This window comes from Micromonospora sp. NPDC003241, from assembly GCF_053589795.1.
In genome coordinates, this window is sequence record NZ_JBSFSO010000028.1 from 1 (window position 1) to 15,628 (window position 15,628).

A 15,628-nucleotide genomic window follows, 5' to 3' on the forward strand; every position below is an offset into this window, starting at 1 on the left:
CGTTGATCCTGTTGTTCACCGCCGCGAAGTTGCTGCGTGACGCGTTCACCGGGCACGAGCAGTCGGTGGACATCGGCAACATGCGTTCGGTGCGGTTGCTGCGCCGGTTCATGCCGGTGGTGCAGGAGTACCACGGCACCAAGATGACCGTGCGGGTCGACGGCCGGCGTGCTCTCACTCCGCTGGCGCTGGTGGTGGTGGCGGTCTTCGCCACCGACGTGGTCTTCGCGGTGGACTCGGTGCCGGCGGTGTACGGCATCACCGAGGACCCGTACCTGGTCTTCGCCACCAACGCCTTCGCGCTGCTGGGCCTGCGGGCGCTCTACTTCGTGCTGCACGCCGCGCTCAGCCGCCTGGTCCACCTCACCTACGGCCTGGCGATCATCCTGGCGTTCATCGGCGTCAAGCTCGGCCTGCACTGGGCGCACGGCATCTGGGAGGGCGTGCCGGAGATCCCGACCGTGGCGTCCCTGCTGGTCATCATCGGTGTGCTGACGGTCGTGACGATCACCAGCCTGCGCGCCACCCGCAACGTGGTGCCGGGCTCCAAGGAGGTCGTGACCGAACGGAAGTGACCGACCCCCGCGGCGGGGCCGGGCGTGGTACGACTGTGCGGTGGGTATCGTCACGCCCGGCTTCCAGGGTCGGCCACGCGCCGACGCACCGGACCTGCCACCCGGTCAGTACCTGACACCCGACTTCCCCGTGCTCTCCGCCGGCCCGACACCGAAGGTGCCGCGCGAGAGCTGGGAGTTCGTCATCACCACCGAGACCGGCGCGGAATACCGCTGGTCCTGGGCCGAGATGATGGCGTTGCCGCAGGAGACCCCGACGGTCGACATCCACTGCGTCACCCGCTGGTCGAAGCTCGGCACCACTTGGCAGGGCGTCTCGCTGGACACCCTGCTGGACGGGGTGGACACCGCGGCGGACTACGCCCTCGCCCACTCCTACGGCGGCTACAGCACGAACCTGCCGCTGGAGGACCTGACGGACGGTCGGGCCTGGCTGGTGCACACCTACGACGACGCGGAGTTGCCCGCCGAGCACGGCGGGCCGGCCCGGCTGCTGGTGCCGCACCTCTACTTCTGGAAGTCCGCCAAGTGGGTGCGCGGCATCCGGCTGGGCCTGGAGGACACCCCCGGTTTCTGGGAGACCGCCGGCTATCACGACTACGGGGATCCGTGGCGTGAGCAGCGGTACCAGGGCGATTGAGCGGGCGGATGCGGTGGCAGCCGGCCCGGCTGGTGCACCGCCGGGTCGAGACGCCCACCGCGCACACGCTGGTGCTCCAGGTGCCGGGCTGGCCCGCCCACGTACCCGGGCAGCACGTGGACCTGCGGCTCACCGCACCCGACGGATACCAGGCCGCCCGGTCGTACTCGCTGGCCGCGCCGGCCGACGGCGACCGGATCGAGGTGACCGTGCAGCGGGTGCCCGACGGCGAGGTGTCGCCGTTCCTGGTCGACGGCTACCGCGAGGGTGACCCGATCGAGGTGCGCGGCCCGATCGGCGGCTGGTTCGTCTGGCGGCCGACGCAGACCGACCCCGTGCTGCTGGTCGCCGGTGGCTCGGGGCTGGTGCCCCTGATGGCGATGATCCGCGCCCGCCGGGCCGCCGGCAGCCGGACCCCGTTCCGGCTGATCTACTCCGTCCGCACCCCGACCGACGTGTTCTACGCCGACGAGCTGCGGCGGCGGGTACGCGACGACGCCGGCCTGGACGTCGCGTACGTCTACACCCGCGAGGCGCCGGACGGCTGGACGGGCGAACCGCACCGGCTCGGCCTCGCCGACGTCAACACGCACGGCTGGCCGCCGGAGCTGACGCCGTTGGTCTATGTCTGCGGCCCGACCGGATTCGTGGAGACCGTCTCCGACCTGCTCGTCGGCCTGGGCCACCCGGCACGGCGGGTACGCACCGAACGTTTCGGCCCGACCGGCTGAGAGGAGCCGCGGATGACCGCGCTGCCGTACGTGGACGGGAACATGCTCGACGGCCCGCTGGGGGAGGTGTTCGCGGTGGACCTGAGCACGGCCACCGGCCGCTGCGCCCACTGCGGCACCGCCGGCCCGATGGCCGGCCTGCGGGTCTACTCGCACGCGCCGGGACTGGTGGCCCGCTGTCCGGCCTGCGCGGACGTGATGCTGCGGCTGGTCCGCGCGCCGGACCGGGCCTGGCTGGACCTGCGGGGCGCCACCTTCCTCCGGTTCCCGATGCCGCCGGACCGACCCGTGGGCCGGTAGGTCGCCGGGGCGACGTTTGTCGGCCTGCGGGGTGGGAACGGGCCCGGAATGACGAAGCCTCGTGTGGTGATTGTGGGGGCCGGTTTCGCCGGGTACCACGCGGCGAAGACGCTGAGCCGGCTGGCCCGCGACCGGGCCGAGATCGTCCTGCTGAACTCGACCGACTACTTCCTCTATCTGCCGCTGCTGCCCGAGGTGGCCGCCGGTGTGGTGGAGCCGGGTCGGATCGCGGTGCCGCTGACCGGCACGCTGAACGGCGTCCGGGTGGTCATCGGCGAGGCCGACCACGTCGACCTGCAGAACCGCTGGGTCGGGTTCACCCAGCCCGAGGGGGAGCGCAACCGGCTGGCGTACGACCGGCTGATCCTCGCCGTCGGCAGCGTGAACAAGCTGCTGCCCATCCCCGGGGTGACCGAGTACGCGCATGGTTTCCGGGGTCTGCCCGAGGCGCTCTACCTGCACGACCACGTGGTCCGCCAGATCGAGTTGGCCGAGCAGGCCGAGGATCCGGCCGAGCAGCGGGCGCGGGCCACGTTCGTGGTGGTGGGCGCCGGCTACACCGGGACCGAGGTGGCCGCGCACGGGCAGCTCTTCACCGACGAGTTGACCGCCCAGCGTCCCCGGTTGCCGATCCGCCCGAAGTGGATGCTGCTGGACGTCGCGCCCCGGGTGCTGCCCGAGCTGGACCGGCGGATGTCGCGTACCGCCGACCGGGTGCTGCGCCGACGCGGGGTCGACGTGCGGATGGGCACCTCGGTGGCGGTCGCCACCGCCGACGGGGTCACCCTCACCGACGGGGAGTACGTGCCGACCTGCTCCCTGATCTGGTGCGTCGGCGTACGCCCCGACCCGTTCGTGGCGCACCTGGGCCTGCGGACGGAGAAGGGGCGGCTGGTCGTCGACGAGTACCTCAACGTGCCCGGCTTCCCCGAGGTGTACGCCTGCGGCGACGCGGCCGCCGTACCCGACCTGACCCGGCCCGGTGAGATCTGCACGATGACCGCCCAGCACGCCCAGCGGCAGGGCAAGCTCGCCGCGCACAACATCGCCGCCTCCTACGGGCAGGGGCGGCGTCGGCCGTACAAGCACCACGACCTCGGCTGGGTGGTCGACCTCGGCGGCAAGCAGGCGGCGGCGAACCCGCTCAAGGTGCCTCTGTCGGGTCTGCCGGCGAAGGCGGTGACCCGGGCATACCACCTGTTGGCCATGCCGGGCAACCGGGCCCGGGTCGGCGCCGACTGGCTGCTCGACGCCGCGTTGCCCCGCTCGGCGGCGCAGTTGGGCCTGATCCCCGCCGACGCGGTGCCGTTGGAGAGCGAGTCGCCGGAGCTGCCGAGCCACGCCCGCTGACCGGCCGCCGGGCGGGGGACGCCCGCCCGGCGACGGGGATCAGCCGGCTGCCGGCGGGTCCAGCAGGTCGCGCAACCCGTCCGGTACGTCCAGCGACTCGACCAGGTCGCGGTCCTGCTCGGCGAGCGCCGCCAGCGTGGCCTCGGCCTGGTAGCGGGCCTGTTCCGGGGTACGGCCGCTGATCCGGCCCACCTCGGACAGGAACCCGGACAGGTCCTGGTGGCGTCGGATGCCGTCGACCGGCACGACATCGTGCAGCGAGGCCGGTACCGCCCGCAGCAGGCGCTGGCGTTCGCCGGCCTCCAGGGCTGCGGCCAGCACGAGCACGGTCGACTCGACTCCGACCTTGGCGGTACGGAAGTCGACCCCGGATCGCCGGACGACGTCGTCGACGAGTTCCCGGTATCCCATGCTGGTGATCCCTGGGGCGTTCGTGCCCGGCTCGGGTCGGGGCCGAGGGTTCGCGGCGACGCCGGCCGGCGGAGGTGTGGGTCCACCTCGCGTCGTGTCCGGTTTGCGGCCCTTTCCGGCCGGCGGCGGGCCGGCGCGCTTGGCCTGCTTCAGGTGCGTGGGCTGTTTGGAGGCGCTCAGGCTCGCGCCGGTGTCGGCGGCCTGCATGCCGCGCTCGCGGGCCTGCCGGGCCAGAGCACGGCGGCGCTGGTTGTCGCCCTCCATCTGCTTGCGCACGGTGACACCTCGCTTCCGTCGGTTCTCGTCGGGCCTCACCACGTCGCGTTCCCGTTGCCACCGAGCAGGAAACGGCCGCCCGGGACGGCGAGACGACCGCCCGGGCCCCGCCGGAGGGCTTCATCCGGCCCGGGTGAGGGGCGCTCACCCGCGTCGGCCGGACGATCGGGATGGCCGGAGAACCCGGTGTGAGGCACGAACTTCCGAGGCACGCGGAAGGGAAGGTCCGATGAAGCAGATTGTCGAGATCGTCCCCGCCCGACCGGGCTGGTACGCGCGATGGCGTCTGACCGCCGAGAGCACCCGGTGTTATCCGGTGACGTTGTGGGCGTTGCTGGAGGAGTCCGACGGCACCGGCCGGGAGGTGATCGGTGTCGACTGTGCCGGCCAGTGGCCCGGCGCGGAGGACGACGGCACGGACGGCGAGTTCGTCCGATATCTGTTCCAACCGCCGGAGGCGGGACCTCCCGACGACGCGGAGAGCATCGCCGAGCCGCAGCGCATGGGCACCCGTCCGGTGCCGACGCCCTGAGCCATCCTCCGGCCCCCGGCCCCTGGTCCCAGGGTCGGGGGCCACCCCTGCCGGGCTGCGTCTCGCGCGCTCAACCGACCGCGGTGATGCCGTCGCCGTCCACGGCCGGCGGCAGTTGCAGCAGCTCGGCCAGGCCGGTGCGGTCCAGCAGTTGACGCAGGGACGGGTTGACGTTGACCAGCCGGATCGGGTCGGACCCTCGGCGGTGAGCCACCACGAAGGCACTCAGCCCGGAGGAGTCGCAGAGGGCGACCCCGGCGAGGTCGATGACGAGTTGCTGATAGCCGGAACGGTGCAGCTCCGTGACGGCGGCGATCAGGTCGGGTGCGCTGTCGAAGTCCAGGTCACCGGTCAGCCGCAGCTCGGCGCGCCCGGCGTCGAGACGGCTGACCTCGATGGCCAACAGCGATGAGGACATGACTCCATGCTCCCAGCCCGTGCGTCTGACGCAAGTCGCGGGGTCGGCGTTTTCCCCGAAGACTGTTTTTTCACGCGGTGACGGTCGGCTGGTCCTCCGGCCCGGTCGCCGGTCCGCCGCCGCCGACCGCACGGGCGAGCAGTCCGGTGACACCGGTCATGTCGAGGATGGTCTCCAGGAAGCGCGGCACCGCGCGCAGCTCCACCGTGCTGCCGTGCCGCTGCCCCTCACGCCAGGCGTGCACGATGACGCTGAGCCCGGTGCTGTCGATGAACTGCAGGTCGGCGAAGTCGAGCACGAGCGTGGCGGGACCGGTGCCCAGCAGCCGGTCGATCTCCACCCGCAGCGGGGTCGCCGTGGTGTAGGCCAGGTCGCCGCCCACCCGGATCACGGGTGCCCGGGGATCGGCCCGGTCGACCGACATGCTCAGTGGCGTCGACTCGGGTCTCCGACCGTGTGACAGCAACGATCAGCCTTCCGCAGGGGTGGGTGGCAGGGGCGTTCCGGATCGTAACAATCCCTGAGCTGCCCCGCCTCCCGGGCGCGACCGGCCCGGACGCGTGCCCCGACCTGCGCTCCGAAGGCCCGGCCACCCGGCATCGCTGCCGGGTGGCGGTGCGGCGGGAGCAGCGTAGGGTGGGTGGAGGAACGCGACCGTGCACCCCGCGCAACGCGGGTGCGGAATCGACAAGGAGTAGGGCCGAGCTGGTGACGGGTGCCGACGTCAGGGATCTCGAGCCCGGCGACGGACGGTTTACCCCGCCGCGTGTCGCCCGGGTCTCGGCATGGCGCCCAGATGCGCCCCGGACCGCCGGTCTCTCCGCCCTGGAGCGCTCCCACGCCGCGGCCGACTGGCCCGAGGTGGTCGAGCACCTCCGTGAGGGACTCGTGGTGTGCGGTCCCGACGACACCGTGTGGCACGTGAGCCCGGTCGCCGAGCGCCTGCTGCCGGAGATCACCGTCGGCGGCACGCTCGGCACGGTCGACGGACTGCGTACCGACCAGACCGAATTCGTCCACCACGGCCGCCGACTCCGGACCCGACGGGTGCCGCTGACGGCCGGTCGCAGCTGCTGGTACGTGGAGGACGTCAGCGAGAGCGCCGCGCGCGCCGACGCGCTCTCGGCCGAGCGGGCCAGATCCGCCTTCCTGGCCGTGGTCGGCGAGAAGCTGGGCAACCCGCTGCATCCGGACCGGGCCGCCGCGGCCGTGGTCCGGCTCGCCGTACCCACCCTCGCGGAGGTGGCGGTGCTGGTCATGGCGCCGCGCTCCGGCCGGGCCCGCTGGTGGCGGGCCAGCCGCGCCGACGACGAGGCGCCGGTGGTGGACCGGGGCGTGCTCTCCGCCACCGAGCTGCCGCAGGCCGTCTCCGACAGCCTCCAGGTCGTCCAGCCGCACACCGTCGACTGGCTCGTCGAGCAGGCCGTCGAGGCGGGCTGGCTGCCCGGGATGTCCGCCGCCGACGTGTGTGCCCGGCTGGTGCAGCTACCCGGCCGCGACGCGCCCGCGGGTGTGCTGCTGGTGGCCCGGGCGGCCACCGACTGGTACGCCGAGGAGGACGTCGACCTGATCCGCGCGTTCGCCGCCCGCGCCGGTGCCGCGCTGACCACCGCACTGCTCTATCGCGAGCAGGCGGAGGTGGCCGACACGCTGCAGTCCAGCCTGCTCCCGGTGGCACCGGCCGAGGCGCCGGGCGTGCAGTGGGGTACGGCGTACCGTCCGGCCCAGGCGGGGCTGCGCATCGGCGGCGACTTCTACGGCTCGCACCGGCTGCCCGACGGCGGCTCGGTGTTCTTTCTCGGCGACGTCTCCGGCAAGGGTGTGGAGGCGGCCGTCTTCACCGGCCAGCTCCGGCAGTGCCTGCACGCGCTGCACCGGGTCGAGCAGCAGCCCGCCCGGCTGTTGCAACTGCTCAACGACGCGCTGCTGGAGACCACCCTGGCCCACGGGCAGGGCCGGTTCGCCACGCTGGTGCTGGGTGTGGTCCGGCCGCACCGCGACGGCGGCCTGTCGCTGACCCTGGCCGGCGGTGGGCACCTGCCCCCGCTGGTGCTGCGGGCCTCCGGCGAGGTCGAGCAGTTGCCGCTGCGCGGAATGCTCATCGGCGTCGTGCCGGACCCGCGCGTCGGTCAGGTCACCGTCCGACTGGCCCCCGGTGAGACGTGCCTGCTCTACAGCGACGGGGTGACCGAGGCGCGCGGCGGGCGGCGGGGCGACGAGCAGCTCGGCACCGACCGGCTGGTGCAGGCGGTCACCGGCTGCCAGCGGATGCCCGCACCCGCCCTGGCCGAGCGGATCGAGCAGGTCACCGGCGACTGGCTGGCCCACCGCGACCACGACGACATCGCGGTGCTCGCGCTGCGCGCCACCGGCACCGGCCCGCGCTCGCACCGGCACCTGCACGCGGTGCCCGCCCCGCCCGGGGACGGGACGACCGGGTCGTGACCACCGCGACCAGGGGTGTCCTCGACGCCACCGCGTACGAGGAGTATCTGCACTGTCTCGCCGAGGCGGACGAGCCGGCCGCCATCGAGGTGGCCCGGGGCCTGCTCGACGGTGGGGTGGCGGCCGAACGGGTGCTGCTCGACCTGGTCGCCCCGGCCCAGGCCGAGGTGGGGGAGCGGTGGGCCCGCAACGAGTGGAGCGTGGCCCAGGAACACGCCGCCACCCACATCAGCGAGCGGGTGGTGGCGGCGGTCGCCGCGTACTGCCAGGTGCGGCCGACCCGGGGCCGAATCGTGGTGGCCTGCATGGACGGCGAGTGGCACGCGCTGCCGGCCCGGCTGGTCGCCGAGATGCTGCGGCTGCGCGGCTGGCAGGTGACCTTCCTGGGGGCCAGCGTGCCCGCCGCGCACCTGGTGTCGTACCTGCACCGGCACGACGCGGACGCGGTCGCGCTGGCGTGCGCGCTGCCGATGCGGTTGCCGCACGCGCACCGCATGGTGGAGGCCTGCCAGCGGGCGGACGTGCCGGTGGTGGTCGGCGGGCGGGGCTTCGGCGTGGACGGCCGCTGGGCGCGGCGCCTCGGCGTGCTGTGGGCGCCCGACGGGCCGACCGCCGCCCGTCTGCTCGCCGACGAGCGCACGCTGCGGGCCGGGCCGCCGGCCGCCAGCCTGGCGCACCTCGCCGACGACGAGTACGCCGCCCTGGTCGCCCGGCGCGGCGAACTGATCGACAGCGCGTTGGCCGACCTGGCGCAGCGGCATCCGGCCGCCCGGGACTACAGCCCGGCACAGCTCGACTCGACGGTCAGCGACCTCGGCCACATCCTGGACTTCCTGGCCGCCGCGCTCTACGTCGACGACGACACGCTGTTCACCGAGTTCGTCGACTGGCTGGTGGCCGTCCTGGACAGTCGCGGCGTGCCGGAGGTCGCGGTGGACGTCGTCCTGAGCCACTACGCCCGCGTCCTGCAGGACTTCCCCCGTGCCGCCGGATACCTCCGGTCGGGACGCTCGGTGGTCGCGGCGCGCTGCGCCCGCTCGGCACCCGCCGGGGCGTAAGATCCGGCCGGCCGTCAGGCTGGCACTATACTTGCGCCACTGCAAGCATCCGGCTCTGTACGGCGGGAGGGATCACCGTGACGTTCACCGTCACGTACGCCGAGCGCCTCGGTGGCGGGCCGACCCGCCTCCGGCTCACCGGTGAACTCGACATGAGCACCGCCGGGGAACTCACCGCCGTCATCGACCGGCTGGCCGACTCGGGGGAACGCCGGTTGCTGGTCGACCTGACAGACCTCACGTTCTGCGACTCCACCGGCATCTCGGTCTTCGTCCGGGGGGACAACCGGGCGGCGGCCGAGGGCGGCTGGTTGCGCGTCACCGGCGCGACCGGCCGGGTGGAGCGGGTGCTCAAGGTGACGGGCCTCGCCGAGGTGCTGGGGTACGGTGCTGACGCCGTCGACCCGGCGGCCACGGACCGCCCGGGGATCGGCTAGATTTCCCGCCAGCGCGGGGCCGAGAGGCTCCGCCCTCGACGACCTGAGGGCAGGCAACGATGGGCGCACGCACCCTTGACCCGGTACACATCCTCGTCGTCGACGACGACCCGGGTGACGTGCTCATGATCGAGGAGGCGTTGGCCACCTCGACCGTCGACAAGGTCATCGACGTGGTCAGCGACGGCCAGGAGGCGATGGAGTTCCTGCGCCGCGAGGGGCGGCACACCGGGGCGCACCGGCCGGACGTGATCCTGCTCGACCTGAACATGCCCCGCATGGACGGGCGTCAGGTGCTGGGCGAGGTCAAGAACGACGAGGACCTGCGGACCATCCCGATCGTCGTGCTGACCACGTCGAACGCGGACACCGACATCATCAGCAGCTACACGTTGCAGGCCAACGCGTACGTCACCAAGCCGATCGACCTGGACGACTTCAACGACGTCGTGCACCGCATCGACGAGTTCTTCGGCCGGGTCGTGGTGCTGCCCAAGCGCGCCTGAGACCCGCCGTCGCGGTCGGTCCGGCCCCGCCGGCCCGGCTGTCGCCCACGCAGACGCGAGAACGGGCCGGACCGGCGACGACGGGTCAGGTCAGCGCCGCCACGATGGTGGCGGCCCGCTCCTCGTGCTGCGCGTACGCGTACGGGTAGGCGGAGATCTGCACGGCCTGGGCGGCCATGGTGAGGCTCATCTGCTGCCAGCCCGGCACCTTCAGCAGCGCCTCGTAGAAGGCGCGCGAGGCGTACGCGGGGCGCATCAGGTCGCGGACGCTGCCCCAGCCGCTGCTGGGGCGCTGCTGGAAGAGCCCGACCGAGTCGTGGTCCCAGCCGATGGCCTGGTGCGGGTAGTTCTGCGACTCGGGCAGCACGCCGCTGGCGTAGTTGAGCAGCGTGCTCTCCTGCATGGCGGTGGCGACGGCGACGACCAGCCCCTGGCGCGGGATCTTGAGGTCCGCGCCGACGTCCACGATCACCTTGGCGTTGTCCATCTGCGCCTGGGTCAGCCCGGCGACCGGCTTGGGGCGGGCCGGCGGGGCCGGGGTCGTCTTCTTCGGCTTCGGGGAGGTCGTCTTCTTCGGTGTCGGCGAGGCGGTCGGCGACGCGCTGGGGCTCGGGCTGGCCGGCGTGGGCGAGGGACTGCGGTCGTAGGAGCGGGAGGCGGGGTCGTCCTCGGCGGCCAGGGCGCGGTCGGCCACCGACTCGGCGACCTGGGCCCGGGGGGTCTCGTCGTCGTCCCGGTTCGCCGTCGCCACCGCCGCCGCGCCGAGGCAGCAGGTCACGCCGGTGGCGAGGGCCACCCGGACCGGGGTGGAGGCCAGCAGGGCACGGACGCCACGACGTGGGGTCACCACGCGTCGGTGTCGCCCTGTCGCCCGTTCGGACGATGCTCCGTCGGCCGTACGGCTCGCCGGTGGCTCGGGGTTCAGCTTCTGGTCGATGGGGTCGTCGGGATGCACCCGCCGAGGCTAGAAAGCCCTCGGCCCGATGCCACCGGCCCGCTTGGTGGCATGCGTCACAATTTGTGGTTGTCGACCGGTCGATACTGCACGGTTCACCGGATAGCGGATGCACCTCGGCTATCCGTCGTTCCCGCCATGCCGGATTTGCCGGTGTGAACAGGACGAAGTAGGGATCTCATCGCCGTCTATCGACGACCGGCGGTGCCTCCCCCGAACGGTGGAGGGTCGCCTGGGCTCACCGTGTCCTCGCCGCTCAGGCGGTCGGCCCCCCGGTTTCCACCCGCCCCACCACCCCCACGCGCCCCACAGCCCCGGGCGTCCCGTCGATCATGGACTTGTGGCGACGGCATAACATCCCAAATCCGACTAGCCGGGTGCCACAACGCCATGATCGGCGGGCCGGGCGCCACGACGCCATGATCGGCGGGGCGGGTGCCACGACGCCATGATCGGCGAGGGCCGGCGGTGCGGGCCGCTGCGCCCCGGGCGGGTCAGTGCCGGCCGTTTTCCGCCGGAGTGACCGTCAGCCGGTGCCGGCCGCCGTCGGCGCTGGAGAACGGCCACAGCCGGTCGGCCTGCTCCACCAGCTCGCTGAGCTGCTGGCGGGTCAGGCCCACCGACGAGATCGAGGCGTGCACGTCCGCCCGGTACCGGCCGTCGTCGTCGCGTCCGAGGCTGGCCTCCGCGCGTACCTGCACGGTGTGCGCCTCGTCGGTGATCCCCCCGGCCGCCTCGACCGCCGCGTGGTGCAGGCAGGAGGCGAAGGCGGCGGCGAGCAGCTGCGACGGGGTGAGCCCGCTGCAGTGCGCCGCCAACGGAGAGGCGAGGCCGGTGGAGAGCGCCTCGTCGTCGGTGTGGATGTGGCCACCCTCGGCGGTGGCCGTGGCAACCTCGTTCAGCCAGGAACTCATCGCGTTCCTCCCGTCGGTTCCCGCCCGGCTACCCGACCCCGATCGGGTGAAACTCACCGTGGATGCCGGCTCCACTGCACGCGCGGCGCGGCCTCGGTGACCTCGGCCGCCGCCCGTTCCGTCCACGGGCTCACCGCCGGGCGCTGGCGGGGCAGCAGGGGCTGGTGCATCGGCACGTACACCCGGGCGTCCACCGCCTCGGCCAGCAGCAGGGCGGTGACCAGGCTGGTCGGCCGCCGGTCGGGATCGTCGGCGAGGCAGCGCCGGCACAGGTCGGCCACCTCGGCGGGCAGGCCCGGCACCTCGGGCAGCGGGCGCGGGGGCTGCCGCCCGTGCGGCCCGAGCAACTGGGTGACGCTGTCCGCCGAGTACGGCAGCCGACCGGCCAGGCAGCAGTAGAGCAGCACGCCGAGGGCGTACATGTCGGCGGCCGGGGTGGCGGGCGCCCGGCGCAGCTGCTCGGGGGCGAGGTACGCGGGCGTACCCACCACCACGCCGTCGGGGGTGGGGTCGGCGGTGCCGGTCGGGGTGGCGATGCCGAAGTCGAGCACCTTGACCCCGGACGGGGTGAGCATCACGTTCGCCGGTTTGACGTCGCGGTGCACGATGCCGTGCGCGTGGGCGGCGGCCAGCGCCGCGCTGACCTCGGCGCAGACCCGGACCGCGATCTGCCAGTCCAGCGGCCCGGCGCGCAGGTGCGCGGCGAGCGTCAGCCCCTCGGCCAGCTCCATCACGATGTACGGCTGCTCGCGCCCGGGCAGACCGGCGCAGGTGCCGAAGTCGTGCACACTGGCGACGTTGGGATGCACCAGGCGGGCCGCCGAGCGGGCCTCGGCGCGGATCCGCTCGACCGAGGCGTCGCCGTCCGGCTGACCCGGCGACACCAGCTTCACCGCGACCGGCCGGTCGAGCACCGTGTCGTGGGCCCGCCACACCTCGGACATCCCACCGACGCCGATGCGCTGTTCGAGCCGGTAACGCCCGTCCAGCGTCCGCATGGACCGCTCCTCGCCCTCGTGTCGCCATGCCGCGCTCCACCTGACTGCGCGGCGTCGGGCACGGTACCCCGTCGTTGATCAGGGCAAACCGGCCTCCGACGGCGGCCGGTGCGTTAGCGTGCGAGCCGGGACGGCGACGAACCGGACGAACGGAGAGCGGAGCACACGATGAGTGAGGTGACCGTACGTTTCGTTGGCGGCCCGGCCGACGACCTGGTCCGGGCGTTGCCGGCCGGCCCCGACGGGGCGCCGCCCCGGCTGTGGGTGCTGCGCCGGCCGGAGTCCGCACCGGACCCCGCCGCCGACCATCTCTACGCGCGGCAGCGGCCCGACGGCACGGGGGACTGGACGATGCGCTTCGTCCGGACCGACCCGGTCGGCGTGAGCGAGTGAGCGAACCCGTACGCGGGGGGTCCACACAGCCGGCACACAGCAACCGCACAAGCGGAGCCCAGTCCGTCCGCTCACGATGGGGACCATGATGAGCGAGGGAGCGGCCGGGCCGGGTCGCGTCGAGCTGCGCCGGCCCGACGGCGAACCGGTCCGGGTGCTGGTCGTCGACGACGAACCGACGCTGACCGACCTGCTGTCGATGGCGCTGCGATACGAGGGCTGGCGGGTCCGCACCGCCGGGGACGGGACGGCGGCGGTCCGCGCCGCCCGGCAGTTCCAGCCGGACGCGGTGGTGCTCGACGTGATGCTCCCCGACCTCGACGGCTTCCAGGTGCTGCGTCGGCTGCGTGCGGAGAGCGCCACCCTGCCGGTGCTGTTCCTGACCGCCCGCGACGCGGTCGAGGAGCGCATCGCCGGGCTGACCGTGGGCGGCGACGACTACGTGACCAAGCCGTTCAGCCTGGAGGAGGTGATCGCCCGGCTGCGGGCGCTGCTGCGTCGCTCCGGGTTCGCGGTCGCCGCCCGCCCCGACTCGGTCCTCACCGTCGGTGGCCTCACGATGGACGAGGACAGCCACGAGGTACGCCGGGACGGTCAGTTGGTCACGCTCACCGCCACCGAGTTCGAGCTGCTGCGCTACCTGATGCGCAACCCGCGTCGGGTGCTCAGCAAGGCGCAGATCCTCGACCGGGTGTGGAACTACGACTTCGGCGGGCAGGCCAACGTGGTCGAGCTGTACATCTCGTACCTGCGCAAGAAGATCGACGCGGGCCGACCGCCGATGATCCACACGCTGCGTGGCGCCGGGTACCTGCTCAAGCCGGCGGAGTGAGGGTGCTGCGGCGCTGGCTGGCCGGCTGGTCGCTGCGTACCCGCCTGGTGGTCACGCTGGTCGCGCTGCTCGCCGTGGTCAGCCTGGCCATCGGCGGCCTGACCACGGTGGCGCTGCGGCAGTTCCTGATCTCCCGGGTCGACCAGCAGTTGCAGTCGATGCCCGGCGGTCGTCCCGGCGTGCCGTGGGAGCCCGGGCCGGGCGGCGGGCCGTGGAACGGCGACGTGCGGGTCCCGCGCGGCTTCCCGTCCGGCACGATCAGCGCGCGGGTCGTCGACGGCCGGGTCACCGAGGCGTGGACGCTCGTCGACCGCCAGGAGCGGGAGGTACCGGTCGAGGAGGTCTCGGCGCTGGCCCGGGTGCCCACCGACGGTCGCCCACGCAGCGTCGACCTGGGCGACCGGGGCGGCTACCGGCTGGTGGCCCGCCCGTCGGCCACCGGGACCGTCCGGGTGCTCGCGGTGCCGCTGTCCGGGGTGCGGGAGACCGTCTGGTGGATGGTCGCCGCGCAGACCGGTGTCACCGCGGCCGGGTTGCTGGTCGCCGGCACCGCCGGGGCGCTGATCGTGCGGGCCACGCTGCGTCCGCTGCGTCGGGTCGCCGCCACCGCCGCCCACGTCAGCGAACTGCCGCTGGACCGGGGCGAGGTGGCCCTCTCCGAACGGGTGCCGGTCGCCGACACCGACCCGCGTACCGAGGTCGGTCAGGTCGGGTCCGCGCTCAACCGGATGCTCGGGCACGTCGCCGCCGCGCTCGCCGCCCGGCAGGCCAGCGAGACCCGGGTACGCCAGTTCGTCGCCGACGCCAGCCACGAGCTGCGCACCCCGCTGGCCGCGATCCGCGGGTACGCGGAGGTGGCCCGCCGGGGTCGTGACCAGGTCCCGCCCGACGTGGCCCACGCGCTGCGCCGCGTCGAGTCGGAGAGCACCCGGATGACCCGGCTCGTGGACGACCTGCTGCTGCTGGCCCGGCTCGACTCCGGCCGACCGCTGGCCGTCGAACCGGTCGACCTCACCGCGCTGGTCGTGGACGCGGTCAGCGACGCGCACGTGGCCGGCCCGGAGCACCGTTGGCAGCTCGACCTGCCCGACACCGTCGTCCGGGTGTCCGGCGACCCGGCCCGGCTGCACCAGGTGCTGGCGAACCTGCTGGCCAACGCGCGGGTGCACACGCCGCCCGGCAGCACCGTCACCACCGGCTTGCGGCTGGCCGACGGCGTCGCCGAACTCCGCGTCGCCGACGACGGGCCGGGCGTACCGCCCGAGCTGTGTCCCGAGGTGTTCGAACGGTTCGCCCGGGGGGACAGCTCCCGTTCCCGGGCCCACGGCAGCACCGGCCTCGGCCTGTCCATCGTCGCCGCCGTGGTGGAGGCCCACCACGGGACGGTCACCCTGGACACCCGGCCCGGCCGGACCGTCTTCACCGTCCGTCTCCCGCACCTCGCCGCCGACGGCGGGTAAGCAGGGGTCCCCTGCTAACGCCTCGTGCATAGCAGGGGACCCCTGCTTGCATTCACGCCGGCTGGCGCGGGTGCCGGCGGTGCGGCGCGGGTGCGGGCGGGCGGAATCGAACGCGGGGAAGTGCTCGGTTGTGCCCGACCGGCAGCGCCAATCCGCGTACGGTGGCAGGAGTCCGGCAAAACGTGCGAAACGTGAATTGTGTGCCGGATCAATGACGAGAACGGCGAGGGGAAGGAGCGGTCGGTGGAGCACCTGGCCTACCTGGACGCGGGATCCGGCAGCCTGATCGTGCAGGCGGTGGTCGGCGGCGTCGCCGGCGTCGCGGTGGCGGCCAAACTCTACTGGCGCAGACTCGTCGACCGGTTCCGCCGCCAGCCCACCGACCAGAACTGACCCG

The 15,628-nt window shown here is 73.5% G+C and carries 19 protein-coding genes and 1 pseudogene; 14 read left to right on the plus strand and 6 right to left on the minus strand.

Annotated features, from left to right (window positions below; all coding sequences use genetic code 11):
* The 5 genes from ACWDVW_RS21040 to ACWDVW_RS21060 all read left to right on the plus strand — a co-directional run.
* A partial coding sequence (locus tag ACWDVW_RS21040) for a TerC family protein (protein ID WP_449951433.1) occupies positions 1-575 on the plus strand: 575 nt, incomplete at its 5' end.
* Positions 576-615: 40 nt separating this feature from the next.
* The gene (locus ACWDVW_RS21045; protein ID WP_449951435.1) at positions 616-1,215 is read left to right on the plus strand and encodes a sulfite oxidase-like oxidoreductase; all 600 of its coding nucleotides are present in this window, start codon (positions 616-618) and stop codon (positions 1,213-1,215) included.
* 8 nt (positions 1,216-1,223) lie between these two features.
* Positions 1,224-1,946 (plus strand): ferredoxin reductase, encoded by a 723-nt coding sequence (locus tag ACWDVW_RS21050; protein WP_449951438.1) that lies wholly within the window; start codon positions 1,224-1,226, stop codon positions 1,944-1,946.
* A gap of 12 nt (positions 1,947-1,958) precedes the next feature.
* Complete coding sequence (locus tag ACWDVW_RS21055) at positions 1,959-2,246, plus strand: DUF6510 family protein (RefSeq protein ID WP_449951442.1); 288 nt, start codon at positions 1,959-1,961, stop codon at positions 2,244-2,246.
* 48 nt (positions 2,247-2,294) lie between these two features.
* Positions 2,295-3,596 carry an NAD(P)/FAD-dependent oxidoreductase gene (locus ACWDVW_RS21060; RefSeq protein WP_449951445.1) on the plus strand — a complete coding sequence of 434 codons (1,302 nt, stop codon included), beginning with the start codon at positions 2,295-2,297 and terminating at the stop codon, positions 3,594-3,596.
* 42 nt (positions 3,597-3,638) lie between these two features.
* Here ACWDVW_RS21060 and ACWDVW_RS21065 read toward each other — a convergent pair.
* Positions 3,639-4,283 (minus strand): annotated as a pseudogene (locus ACWDVW_RS21065) (DUF2267 domain-containing protein); the annotation flags it as partial.
* Positions 4,284-4,512: 229 nt separating this feature from the next.
* Here ACWDVW_RS21065 and ACWDVW_RS21070 point away from each other — a divergent pair.
* Positions 4,513-4,815 (plus strand): hypothetical protein, encoded by a 303-nt coding sequence (locus tag ACWDVW_RS21070; protein WP_396747614.1) that lies wholly within the window; start codon positions 4,513-4,515, stop codon positions 4,813-4,815.
* 70 nt (positions 4,816-4,885) lie between these two features.
* Here the strand turns inward: ACWDVW_RS21070 and ACWDVW_RS21075 are convergent, their stop codons facing one another.
* Both ACWDVW_RS21075 and ACWDVW_RS21080 read right to left on the minus strand, forming a co-directional pair.
* A complete protein-coding gene (locus ACWDVW_RS21075) occupies positions 4,886-5,233 on the minus strand; it encodes an STAS domain-containing protein (RefSeq protein ID WP_396747617.1) in 348 nt (115 codons plus the stop codon).
* Positions 5,234-5,303: 70 nt separating this feature from the next.
* Positions 5,304-5,657 (minus strand): STAS domain-containing protein, encoded by a 354-nt coding sequence (locus ACWDVW_RS21080; RefSeq protein WP_449951448.1) that lies wholly within the window; start codon positions 5,655-5,657, stop codon positions 5,304-5,306.
* 284 nt (positions 5,658-5,941) lie between these two features.
* On the opposite strand from ACWDVW_RS21080, the gene ACWDVW_RS21085 reads away from it, so the two are divergent.
* The 4 genes from ACWDVW_RS21085 (at position 5,942) to ACWDVW_RS21100 (ending at position 9,679) form a co-directional block, all read left to right on the plus strand.
* Positions 5,942-7,678, plus strand: coding sequence for a PP2C family protein-serine/threonine phosphatase (locus tag ACWDVW_RS21085; protein WP_449951451.1), 1,737 nt, complete (start codon positions 5,942-5,944; stop codon positions 7,676-7,678).
* Positions 7,675-8,736: a cobalamin B12-binding domain-containing protein gene (locus ACWDVW_RS21090; RefSeq protein ID WP_449951453.1), complete on the plus strand. Its 1,062-nt coding sequence runs from the start codon at positions 7,675-7,677 to the stop codon at positions 8,734-8,736. Before ACWDVW_RS21085 ends, ACWDVW_RS21090 begins: the two co-directional genes overlap by 4 nt.
* Before the next feature lie 77 nt (positions 8,737-8,813).
* Positions 8,814-9,173: an STAS domain-containing protein gene (locus tag ACWDVW_RS21095; protein WP_449951456.1), complete on the plus strand. Its 360-nt coding sequence runs from the start codon at positions 8,814-8,816 to the stop codon at positions 9,171-9,173.
* Positions 9,174-9,232: 59 nt separating this feature from the next.
* Positions 9,233-9,679, plus strand: a complete 447-nt coding sequence (locus ACWDVW_RS21100; protein ID WP_350697328.1) for a response regulator — start codon at positions 9,233-9,235, stop codon at positions 9,677-9,679.
* Positions 9,680-9,764: 85 nt separating this feature from the next.
* Here the strand turns inward: ACWDVW_RS21100 and ACWDVW_RS21105 are convergent, their stop codons facing one another.
* The 3 genes from ACWDVW_RS21105 to ACWDVW_RS21115 form a co-directional block, all read right to left on the minus strand.
* The gene (locus tag ACWDVW_RS21105; RefSeq protein ID WP_449951458.1) at positions 9,765-10,634 is read right to left on the minus strand and encodes a hypothetical protein; all 870 of its coding nucleotides are present in this window, start codon (positions 10,632-10,634) and stop codon (positions 9,765-9,767) included.
* 494 nt (positions 10,635-11,128) lie between these two features.
* A complete protein-coding gene (locus ACWDVW_RS21110; protein WP_350697330.1) occupies positions 11,129-11,548 on the minus strand; it encodes an OsmC family protein in 420 nt (139 codons plus the stop codon).
* A gap of 53 nt (positions 11,549-11,601) precedes the next feature.
* Positions 11,602-12,546: a serine/threonine-protein kinase gene (locus tag ACWDVW_RS21115; protein ID WP_449951461.1), complete on the minus strand. Its 945-nt coding sequence runs from the start codon at positions 12,544-12,546 to the stop codon at positions 11,602-11,604.
* Positions 12,547-12,714: 168 nt separating this feature from the next.
* Here ACWDVW_RS21115 and ACWDVW_RS21120 point away from each other — a divergent pair, with 168 nt between their 5' ends.
* The 4 genes from ACWDVW_RS21120 (at position 12,715) to ACWDVW_RS21135 (ending at position 15,624) form a co-directional block, all read left to right on the plus strand.
* The gene (locus ACWDVW_RS21120) at positions 12,715-12,939 is read left to right on the plus strand and encodes a hypothetical protein (protein WP_396747644.1); all 225 of its coding nucleotides are present in this window, start codon (positions 12,715-12,717) and stop codon (positions 12,937-12,939) included.
* An 88-nt stretch (positions 12,940-13,027) separates the two neighbouring features.
* Positions 13,028-13,771: a response regulator transcription factor gene (locus tag ACWDVW_RS21125; protein WP_449951464.1), complete on the plus strand. Its 744-nt coding sequence runs from the start codon at positions 13,028-13,030 to the stop codon at positions 13,769-13,771.
* 17 nt (positions 13,772-13,788) lie between these two features.
* Complete coding sequence (locus ACWDVW_RS21130; protein WP_449951593.1) at positions 13,789-15,231, plus strand: HAMP domain-containing sensor histidine kinase; 1,443 nt, start codon at positions 13,789-13,791, stop codon at positions 15,229-15,231.
* A 243-nt stretch (positions 15,232-15,474) separates the two neighbouring features.
* Positions 15,475-15,624 (plus strand): hypothetical protein, encoded by a 150-nt coding sequence (locus ACWDVW_RS21135; protein WP_191088694.1) that lies wholly within the window; start codon positions 15,475-15,477, stop codon positions 15,622-15,624.
* The last annotated feature ends 4 nt before the right edge of the window (positions 15,625-15,628 follow it).